Raw genomic sequence first — 8,233 nt, forward strand, 5'->3', positions numbered from 1 at the left:
TTAGAAGAAAGTAATTTTTTTACTACAAACAGTTTTTTGACTGTAGAAAACAAAAAAAGGCATCCTCTTTTTGAGAATACCTTGGTCCTATATTTACTTACCATCAACACTTTTTTACTTCATATCCAGAATACGCACGATGTTTCCGACTGTTCGCTCCAAGTTGACCTCTCCTGATTTGAGTGCTTCATCTAATGAGCCGGACTTAGCTAAAATCCCAAAAATAGCCGTTATCCCTTCATCGTACAGTACCTCAACGTTTTCACCAATATAGCCGGCACAAGCAAAGACGGGCTTCTGATATTTTTTAGCGACCTTCGCCACACCATAAGGCGCTTTGCCAAATTTCGTTTGAAAATCCATGCCGCCCTCTCCGGTAAATACATAATCCGTTTGGGAAATCACTTCTTCTAGATGAGTCAGCTCGATTACTAAATCAACCCCAGATCGCATACTAGCACCAGTAAAAACCAAAAGCCCCGCTCCTAATCCTCCGGCTGCTCCAGCACCAGGCTGATCAGCAATGTCGATTGCTAATTCTTTTTCTATGACCTTCGCATAATGAGCAAGATTTTTATCCAGCTCTTCAACCATCTCAGGTGTCGCACCCTTTTGTGGTCCAAACACTACAGATGCGCCTTTTGGTCCAGTCAAGGGATTGGTCACGTCACTGGCAATGACGATTTCTGTATTTTTGATGCGGGGATCGATATTGGTGACATCAATTGTTGCCAATTTTGACAACGCTCCCCCGCCTAGAGGAAGTTCATTATTTTCCTCATCCAGCAATCGAACGCCTAATGCTTGGGCCATTCCTGCCCCACCATCATTTGTCACACTGCCGCCGATACCGATGATAATCCTCTCAGCTCCATGATCTAAAGCCGCCTTAATCATCTCCCCAGTACCATATGTTGAAGTAAGCAATGGATTGCGCTGATTCTCAGCTAACAGCTCGATGCCATTGGCTTTTGCCATCTCCATCACAGCCGTCTTTTTATCTGCTAATAGTCCATAGTAGGTCGTTACTTTTTCCGTTGGGATTGGTCCAGAGACGACTACTTCGATTTTTGTCCCATCGCTACCATCGACCAACGCATCGACTGTTCCTTCGCCTCCATCTGCCATCGGGACATGGATCACCTTCGCATCCGGCAGTACTTTGCGAATCCCGCGTTCCATCGCTTCGCAGGCTTTTTTGGCACTCATACTTTCTTTAAACGAATCCGGTGCTAACACAAACCTTTTCTTCATCAAAATTTCCACCTCGAAATGACTTTATACTCACAGTATCTCTTAAACTAGCGAGTCTTATCAAGCTTCATAGAAAATTCTCAGGTATAAAATTCCCTTAATCATTAGGCAAAAAAATTGCTTTCGCTTTTTTGACCCGTATACTATTACTAAACTAAAAAAAGCAGGTGATCTTATGTATGTTGTCAAAGTCCTACATGGTTACATTGGTAAAGAAGGTCAGCGCACCCGTGAAAAAGACCCTGAGAAGCTTTGGGTATTCCAGAGCAAGCAAGAATGTGATCAGTTCGCCGCAAAGATCGGCGGCCGCAGTAAACATGTCTCAAAAATCCGAAAAGATTAGCATTGCGCATCCTAGCTAGGACGCGCATTTTTTTGCGTAATATCATCGCAATGCAAATCAGATACATAAACTAGCTCACCGGCTTCTTCAGTAAGATAGGAAAAATTCAAACTCTCCAGCAGCCTTATCGAAGCAGTGTTTTCTAGCAGGACAGCGGCCTTTATACAAGTACCACCTTGTTTCCTCCCCCAGTCTATTCCCCAAATCACAGCTTCTTTTCCAAAGCCCAGCTGCTGAAAGCGCGGTGATCCGTATACCCGATCCAATAAATTTCTTGTTCACGTTTCAGATAGACATCCCCGATCAACTGACCCATGACTGTATCAGTGATGGCGTACTGTTTTCCAACATCAAGAGATTGATTCCTCAACAGTTCTCTCTCGTAGCTTTCTCTCGTCATGCCTTGGAACCCTTGATAACGCATCCACTCAAGATCGTTCCGGTACTCCATAAATGTATCGATGTCCTTTAGCTTAAAATCGCGAATCGTAGTTCGTCTAGTTTGGATTTTAAATTTCATAATGAATGACTCCTTTGTAAAGAAAAATTTCCCACAGCTTTGATAAAATCGAATAAATCTTTGCCGCTATTTTCTACTATTCAAAATGATTTCGCAATTGACTAGCTTGAGCAAATCAATTTTGATTCACACACATCCATAGTATGGTAGAGATAGAATGAATTGAAGGAGGACGCATGTATGCCTTGGAATATGAATGATTACCCAGCCTCAATGAAAAACCTGGATCCATTGATTCGGAAAAAAGCCATTGATATCGGCAACGCTCTATTAAACGATGACTATCCAGATGAACGAGCGATCCCGATCGCTATCAGTCAAGCTGAGAAATGGTACGATGACGCTTCTGCCGAAGAAAAGAAGGACTTTCAGAAAGCGAAAGCGCCTCAAAAAAATGATTCTCATGAACACGACAAGAACGCTAAAAAACTGATGAACGCGGATGTTGAAGTCAAATATCAAGAGGAACAATGGATCGTCATGTCTGAAAAAGCCAGCCAAGCAAGCGACACTTTCGACAAAAAGGAGCAGGCGGTAGAACGAGGGAAAGAAATCGCCAAGAATAAAAACTCCACGGTGAAAATTTATAAACAGGATGGAAAATTGCAGGATACAGTTGATTATTCTGAATAATGAAGAAAGATGGTAAGAAGAAGCAGTGTGCGACTTCTTACCATCTTTTTTGCAGATTAACTGTTTTTTGTAAACGCTTCAAAAACATTAATTATACTCTCTTTTGCTTTCCTTAGTAGCAAGATTAATCAACGTTTGTTTGTCTGGCGCTTGGCTGCCAATAGCATTCATTAGCGCATAGTATTCTGATTCATCAACTCTAATCTGTTCACGAGTAAATAGATTTTCTGGTAATCATGCTACTCTCAATACCTTTCTAACATCAAAGTGATTATGTATTAATAAGTGAGCCAATTTCATAATTCACCTTTACAGAAAAGCAAACACTCGTGATTCAATCATTGCACTGCGTATCGTTTGGCATTATAAGCTAGCTGAATAAGTTCGCCTAAGTTCAGCTTTATAGCGATTCGTTTCATTTGTTCCAAAACTTCTATCTCAACTCAAATAGTATAGGTTGTTGTATAATGGGCATAGGAAATCCCTCCTTTCTGAGTACGTGTCTGCTAGGACAACTTAAGTGTAACAGATGGGGGAGGTTCCTTTTTCGTATGTCTTGAAACTACTGATATAGCACGGGCTGAGAATGAAATTGGCTCAGGTATACGGCAGCTACAATTCAATTTTCACGTCTTGGTTGACACTACCTCACATACTCATTATGCGCTTTTAAATTTAGAAATAGTGAATTCACCATTTCCTATGATCGGATCACTGACTCCATCTATCGCATCGCCTTTTTGATAAAACTCTGTCTTACTTACAAGATGCGGCGTTGTTTGACTCACCACTAAAACAGTATTCGCATAAATTTTCAAAATTTCTCCTGAAATAGTTTCACCGTGTACATTTTTCGCAGTGATCTTATCTCCTAAACCAATTACCATTTTTTCTTTACCTTCTTTCAAATTAACCATAAATTACTCATTAAGCAGTTTTATTAAATAGTGTTCAACACCAAAAATTGATTTTAATATTTCATTACATTCTTCAAATAAAAGATTTGTATCTCTAATTGATTTTGGTCTTTCAATACAGTACGCCTTTTTTCTATAGCAAATCTTATTACTACTTTCATCAATCGATACGATCTGAGAATTTTTTACTAAATTTACTCTTTCTTCACCAATACCGATTATTTCGACTGATTCTCGCCAACCATTTTTTATTGCGAGCGTCCTAACTAAGGAAGGTAAATCTAAATTATCCAGAGCTTCGGTTCTCCTATCTTCAAAATGAATGGTGTGGGTGATACAATTCACAAATCCGCAGGCATTGCATCCACCTTCAATCAGTCTTTCTTTGCTTGTAATTATCGCCTTTTTCATTCATCTTACCTCCAACAATTAATCTGTTGTTTGACAAAACCTGACAATGCTTCCTGCCATGTAGGAATTTCAAATCCTAATGCTTTCGCTTTGCTTAAATCCATAACCGAATACCGGGGACGTGCTGCTTTTTGCGGGTATTCCTTTGAGCTCACAGGTACGATTTCTACATCCGTATCTTTTAGAATTTCCTTGGCAAACTCATACCAAGAGCAACTATTTTCGTTTGACAACTGATATACATCAAACGGAGCTTGTTTCTCAATCAAAAAAATCATAAATTCAGCAAGCGTACGAGTCCATGTTGGACGACCAACTTGATCCATCACAACGGCTAAACGATTTTGTGTCTCCGCCAAAATCTGCATCGTGCTGACAAAATTGTCTCCAAATGTTCCAAATACCCATGAAGTGCGGATAATATAATAATCATCCAGCAATTCTTTTACGATTTTTTCACCTAAAGACTTTGTCCGCCCATATTCATTAATCGGATTTGTTACATCATCTTCTTGATACATACCGTCTTCTTTCATCCCATCAAAAACGTAGTCCGTACTAATATAGACTAAGGTCGAACCCGCAGCCTTCGCTGCTTCTGCAACATTACGTGTCCCTTCAACATTGATTTTTTCGTTCAATCGTTTGTTGGTTCCTTCTGCCTTATCTACAGAAGTATAGGCTGCACAATGATAAATGACTTCAGGCCTCAACTCAGTAATAAACTGATAAGTTTCTGCTCTATCAGTAACATCCAACTGATTCGTACCTGTAGCGAGATAATCCACCGCTTTTTCATCTAATAAATGACGTAGCTCCGTTCCTAACTGACCTTGGCTTCCAGTAATTAGAATCATTCATTTCAACCCCTTCCATCACAGTTATTATACGTTTATTCTGTAAGTTTCATTGATTATTTCTTTCTAAAATTCACGATTTACTCTTAAGATTTTTGTTTGATTGTAAAGATGGATACAATACTCAACCAAGACGTAACAAACAACTAAAATAGCTAAAATCGTTTCTATAATACTCAGCGATTTAGTAACCCGTAATAAAATTGGGAAAGTCTCAAAAACTTTTGAGGCTTTAAAAATTGCCGTTGCTGAGATAACTAAAGGAAATGTGAAAGCAGCATAACTAGGATAAAATCCTACTTTCAGCATGCTTTTCATGCGAAGAATGATACAAGCATAAATAAGTTGCGACAAAATCAACAATGAGGCTACAAATGGAAGAGAAATGTCTTTACTTACTGATAAATACCCTGCTAAACAAAGTGAACCTGGTGCTGTCAGGATCGTGATCAGAGGGATAGCAGAATTTTCCAGCTTGTTTCTGTGAGTAATTCTCTTTATTATGATCGGCAACAGAATGAGGTATAAAGCTAATGCAATCCAAACAACGATTTCCCCTAACTCTTTGATAAAAACAGTCGATGTATTAGGAATAACTCCTATTCCAACAAATGTTATGAACCAACTCGGGTAAATAGATTCCAAGGTTACCTCCACAGGCAGAATGTGGACTACAATGAAATATCCCATTAACGTAATGTGGACAATGATCGCTGTTAGCCATAAACAATCATTCATGACTAAATTAGGAAATAATCTTTCCAGAAATACTGAAATCACCATTAACGCCATCGTAAATGTCGGCGCTACTGAAGCAACAATGGGATTTCTTAATGCAGCCAGCGTATCTTTGAAGGTAAAAATAATTTTGAAAAGAATCACCAACATCATTAAAAGTCCAGTAAAACAAAAAGTATTCCCTATTTTTTCCAATCCCTCTAAAAACAGCAGATTTCCTAGTGACACTGTTCCTAAGATTAGTCCACAAATGGGTATTGGAATAGCTTTTAAAAAGTTTTTTATTGTATTATTCATAGTTCTATCCTTTCTAAACTATCGAAAAATTTAATAGTACTTGAAATATATTTTTTACATCCCTATAATAATCACCAGTGAACTATTTGTAAAATAATGATTTTGCATACTAGTTATAAATATCATTAATAGAAAAAGGTGGAATTCCATTGTTAGAATTATTGAGAACTTTCATTATTGTTTATGAAACAAGAAATTTTAGTACCACCGCAAAGCAAATGTTCAAAACACAACCAACTATCTCCGTTCAAATTCAAAGATTAGAATCGGAACTAGGCTTTAAGCTATTTGAACGGAAAGGAAAACAGCTGATATTGCCGACGAAACAGGCTGAATTTTTATACCCTAAGGTGGTAGAATCATTGAACTCACTAGCTAGTATCTTTGCACAAGCAAAAAATTCTAAAAACTTCAAAACCGACTGTATCCTTGGTTGCTCTAACACTACAGCTGTCCACTTACTGCCAGAAATTATGGAACGGCTAATTGCGGAATTTCCATTAATCGCTTTTGAAATTAAAATCATGAACTCACAGGAAGTGATTGATGCCGTTGAGGGAAACAAAGCCCATATCGGATTAATTGAAAAATCAATCGTTTCTCCCTTAATCCAAAAAGAATTTGTTTATAAAGATGAACTCGTACTCGCTGGAAATATTGATTCTGATTACTGGATTTTGAGAGAAAACGATTCTGGTATGTATTATTTTAATGAGACCTATCTTTATGCCAATCACCTAAATCCACAAATCATCAAAGCAAATAATAGCGAGGTTATTCTAGCCTTATTAGAAAACAACTTAGGAAAATCAATCATTTCTAAACTCGCCTTGACAGATTCCTTGAAGTGGCAGGAAATAGACGATGAATACAGGTATAGAGATCTCTTTATTATTCAAAATAGACAAAACCAAGCCCCTGAAACAGCTTTAGTTTATGAGCGAATCAAGTTGTCATTAACAGAGTTATACAACCATTCAGCTAAATAATTCTTCGACACAAAAAACTACTGATATTGTAGGGCTGATAATTATGAAATTGACTCAAATACAAATGAGTCATAACTAATGCTTGCAATTCCGTATTGCTTACCTGAATAATGGCTGGATCCATCTCTTCTCGTTCGGCAGTAATCAATTTGAATCCCCAGTCTGTTTCAGGTGTTACAATCCCTGTTTGTTCTTTTAAAATGTTGATTGCTCGATTTAACATTTAAGTCCGTCCTCTCTGCAAAAAGAAAACCCTAATGACCAACAATCGTCATTAGGGTTATTCATCATCCTTAATATGTCCTTCGGCTCTCATCGATAAGTACTCTCCACCTGAACCAATGATAATATGATCTTGTAATTTGATCTGTAATAACTTTGCAGCTTTTTCTAAACGAGCAGTTAGTTGAATGTCAGATAGAGAAGGCGTTACGTCTCCCGACGGATGATTATGTGCGATGCAAATTGACACGCTATTAGATAACAATGCTGCTTTCAAAATATCTCTTGGATAAGCTAATGATTGATTGATCGTGACAATGTGAATCGTCTGGATAATGGTTGGTTCTAACTTTTGAGAAAGCCCCGCCATCACTAAAAATTCCCTATCTTTATGCTCTATAAAGGGAGAAAATAACTGGTACAACGCTTGAGAGGTATTGCATTTTCTTCCCGCATACAGTACGGATGATTCCTTTACTAATTGCAAAGAGACGATATTTACACGTTTCTTTGGCTCACATTTGACATCTGGTTTTGTCATTGTCAAGTCCTTCTTTCTATTAATTTTTGAAATTTCTTACTCTTGTACTTATTATGTGCTATCAATACTCTTCTGGTAACAACATCGTCTGATGGGTATGATCATCAATCACCCACAGCTTTTTTATTTGGAAACTTGCTAAATCATTCGTAATTCGACATTCATGATAATTAATAAAGAATGGTTCTTCTTGACGATGGATAATCGTGATCGTTCCTCGTTGGTCGTCTCGATTGAATTCAAAGATTTGTAGATAATCCAACGTAATCTCTGCTTGTTTCACCTTCTCATCAATCAACTGAAAACAACGTTGCTGTATTTCCTTTGATACTTGTTCATTCACTCCCCTCGTGATATAGCGATTTTCTTGTGTATCGAACATTGTTTAATCCTCCTCTAGACAAAATCGAGTAGGAGATGAGTGATTATTTCACTCATCGTCCCCTCACACCACCGTACGTACGGTTCCGTATACGGCGGTTCAGTTTTACATGACATGTTTTGTTTGGTA

General features: G+C 38.0%; 13 protein-coding genes. 3 read left to right on the top strand and 10 right to left on the bottom strand.

The genetic code is table 11. The annotated features are described in order from the left end of the window. Nucleotides 1–114: 114 nt before the first annotated feature. Nucleotides 115–1,254 (bottom strand): glycerate kinase, encoded by a 1,140-nt coding sequence (locus AC4J95_RS20670; RefSeq protein WP_494551480.1) that lies wholly within the window; start codon nucleotides 1,252–1,254, stop codon nucleotides 115–117. Nucleotides 1,255–1,429: 175 nt separating this feature from the next. Between AC4J95_RS20670 and AC4J95_RS20675 the strand changes: the two genes are divergently transcribed. Further along, nucleotides 1,430–1,597, top strand: a complete 168-nt coding sequence (locus tag AC4J95_RS20675) for a hypothetical protein (RefSeq protein WP_494551481.1) — start codon at nucleotides 1,430–1,432, stop codon at nucleotides 1,595–1,597. 11 nt (nucleotides 1,598–1,608) lie between these two features. Here the strand turns inward: AC4J95_RS20675 and AC4J95_RS20680 are convergent, their stop codons facing one another. Continuing rightward, entirely contained in the window at nucleotides 1,609–1,806 is a 198-nt protein-coding gene (locus AC4J95_RS20680) for a hypothetical protein (protein WP_494551482.1), read from the bottom strand. Next, on the bottom strand, nucleotides 1,803–2,117 hold the full coding sequence (locus AC4J95_RS20685) for a GNAT family N-acetyltransferase (RefSeq protein WP_494551483.1): 315 nt from the start codon (nucleotides 2,115–2,117) through the stop codon (nucleotides 1,803–1,805). Before AC4J95_RS20685 ends, AC4J95_RS20680 begins: the two co-directional genes overlap by 4 nt. Before the next feature lie 180 nt (nucleotides 2,118–2,297). On the opposite strand from AC4J95_RS20685, the gene AC4J95_RS20690 reads away from it, so the two are divergent. Continuing rightward, entirely contained in the window at nucleotides 2,298–2,750 is a 453-nt protein-coding gene (locus AC4J95_RS20690; RefSeq protein ID WP_494551484.1) for a DUF2188 domain-containing protein, read from the top strand. 659 nt (nucleotides 2,751–3,409) lie between these two features. On the opposite strand, the gene AC4J95_RS20695 is transcribed toward AC4J95_RS20690, so the two are convergent. The 4 genes from AC4J95_RS20695 to AC4J95_RS20710 form a co-directional block, all read right to left on the bottom strand. Further along, nucleotides 3,410–3,667 carry a hypothetical protein gene (locus AC4J95_RS20695; RefSeq protein ID WP_494551485.1) on the bottom strand — a complete coding sequence of 86 codons (258 nt, stop codon included), beginning with the start codon at nucleotides 3,665–3,667 and terminating at the stop codon, nucleotides 3,410–3,412. Nucleotides 3,668–3,670: 3 nt separating this feature from the next. Further along, the gene (locus tag AC4J95_RS20700) at nucleotides 3,671–4,078 is read right to left on the bottom strand and encodes a DUF4809 family protein (protein ID WP_494551486.1); all 408 of its coding nucleotides are present in this window, start codon (nucleotides 4,076–4,078) and stop codon (nucleotides 3,671–3,673) included. Nucleotides 4,079–4,083: 5 nt separating this feature from the next. Further along, nucleotides 4,084–4,935 (bottom strand): dTDP-4-dehydrorhamnose reductase, encoded by an 852-nt coding sequence (gene rfbD, locus AC4J95_RS20705; RefSeq protein WP_494551487.1) that lies wholly within the window; start codon nucleotides 4,933–4,935, stop codon nucleotides 4,084–4,086. A 66-nt stretch (nucleotides 4,936–5,001) separates the two neighbouring features. After that, nucleotides 5,002–5,970 (bottom strand): TDT family transporter, encoded by a 969-nt coding sequence (locus tag AC4J95_RS20710; RefSeq protein WP_494551488.1) that lies wholly within the window; start codon nucleotides 5,968–5,970, stop codon nucleotides 5,002–5,004. A 149-nt stretch (nucleotides 5,971–6,119) separates the two neighbouring features. Here AC4J95_RS20710 and AC4J95_RS20715 point away from each other — a divergent pair, with 149 nt between their 5' ends. Beyond that, nucleotides 6,120–6,959, top strand: a complete 840-nt coding sequence (locus tag AC4J95_RS20715; protein ID WP_494551489.1) for a LysR family transcriptional regulator — start codon at nucleotides 6,120–6,122, stop codon at nucleotides 6,957–6,959. Here the strand turns inward: AC4J95_RS20715 and AC4J95_RS20720 are convergent. The 3 genes from AC4J95_RS20720 to AC4J95_RS20730 form a co-directional block, all read right to left on the bottom strand. Next, a complete protein-coding gene (locus tag AC4J95_RS20720; RefSeq protein WP_494551490.1) occupies nucleotides 6,952–7,182 on the bottom strand; it encodes a hypothetical protein in 231 nt (76 codons plus the stop codon). The genes AC4J95_RS20715 and AC4J95_RS20720 overlap by 8 nt on opposite strands. Nucleotides 7,183–7,239: 57 nt before the next feature. Continuing rightward, nucleotides 7,240–7,722, bottom strand: a complete 483-nt coding sequence (locus tag AC4J95_RS20725) for a JAB domain-containing protein (RefSeq protein WP_494551491.1) — start codon at nucleotides 7,720–7,722, stop codon at nucleotides 7,240–7,242. Nucleotides 7,723–7,783: 61 nt separating this feature from the next. Next, nucleotides 7,784–8,104 carry a DUF960 family protein gene (locus tag AC4J95_RS20730; protein ID WP_494551492.1) on the bottom strand — a complete coding sequence of 107 codons (321 nt, stop codon included), beginning with the start codon at nucleotides 8,102–8,104 and terminating at the stop codon, nucleotides 7,784–7,786. Between the last annotated feature and the right edge of the window lie 129 nt (nucleotides 8,105–8,233).

Source organism: Enterococcus sp. GPZ-007, assembly GCF_059374735.1.

Excerpts from the sequence above, each read along its gene's own strand:
- AC4J95_RS20695 (WP_494551485.1), bottom strand. The coding sequence starts at position 3,667 with ATGGTTAATTTGAAAGAAGGTAAAGAAAAAATGGTAATTGGTTTAGGA.
- AC4J95_RS20700 (WP_494551486.1), bottom strand. The coding sequence starts at position 4,078 with ATGAAAAAGGCGATAATTACAAGCAAAGAAAGACTGATTGAAGGTGGA.
- rfbD (WP_494551487.1), bottom strand. The coding sequence starts at position 4,935 with ATGATTCTAATTACTGGAAGCCAAGGTCAGTTAGGAACGGAGCTACGT.
- AC4J95_RS20730 (WP_494551492.1), bottom strand. The coding sequence starts at position 8,104 with ATGTTCGATACACAAGAAAATCGCTATATCACGAGGGGAGTGAATGAA.
- AC4J95_RS20685 (WP_494551483.1), bottom strand. The coding sequence starts at position 2,117 with ATGAAATTTAAAATCCAAACTAGACGAACTACGATTCGCGATTTTAAG.
- AC4J95_RS20670 (WP_494551480.1), bottom strand. The coding sequence starts at position 1,254 with ATGAAGAAAAGGTTTGTGTTAGCACCGGATTCGTTTAAAGAAAGTATG.
- AC4J95_RS20720 (WP_494551490.1), bottom strand. The coding sequence starts at position 7,182 with ATGTTAAATCGAGCAATCAACATTTTAAAAGAACAAACAGGGATTGTA.
- AC4J95_RS20710 (WP_494551488.1), bottom strand. The coding sequence starts at position 5,970 with ATGAATAATACAATAAAAAACTTTTTAAAAGCTATTCCAATACCCATT.
- AC4J95_RS20690 (WP_494551484.1), top strand. The coding sequence starts at position 2,298 with ATGCCTTGGAATATGAATGATTACCCAGCCTCAATGAAAAACCTGGAT.
- AC4J95_RS20725 (WP_494551491.1), bottom strand. The coding sequence starts at position 7,722 with ATGACAAAACCAGATGTCAAATGTGAGCCAAAGAAACGTGTAAATATC.
- AC4J95_RS20675 (WP_494551481.1), top strand. The coding sequence starts at position 1,430 with ATGTATGTTGTCAAAGTCCTACATGGTTACATTGGTAAAGAAGGTCAG.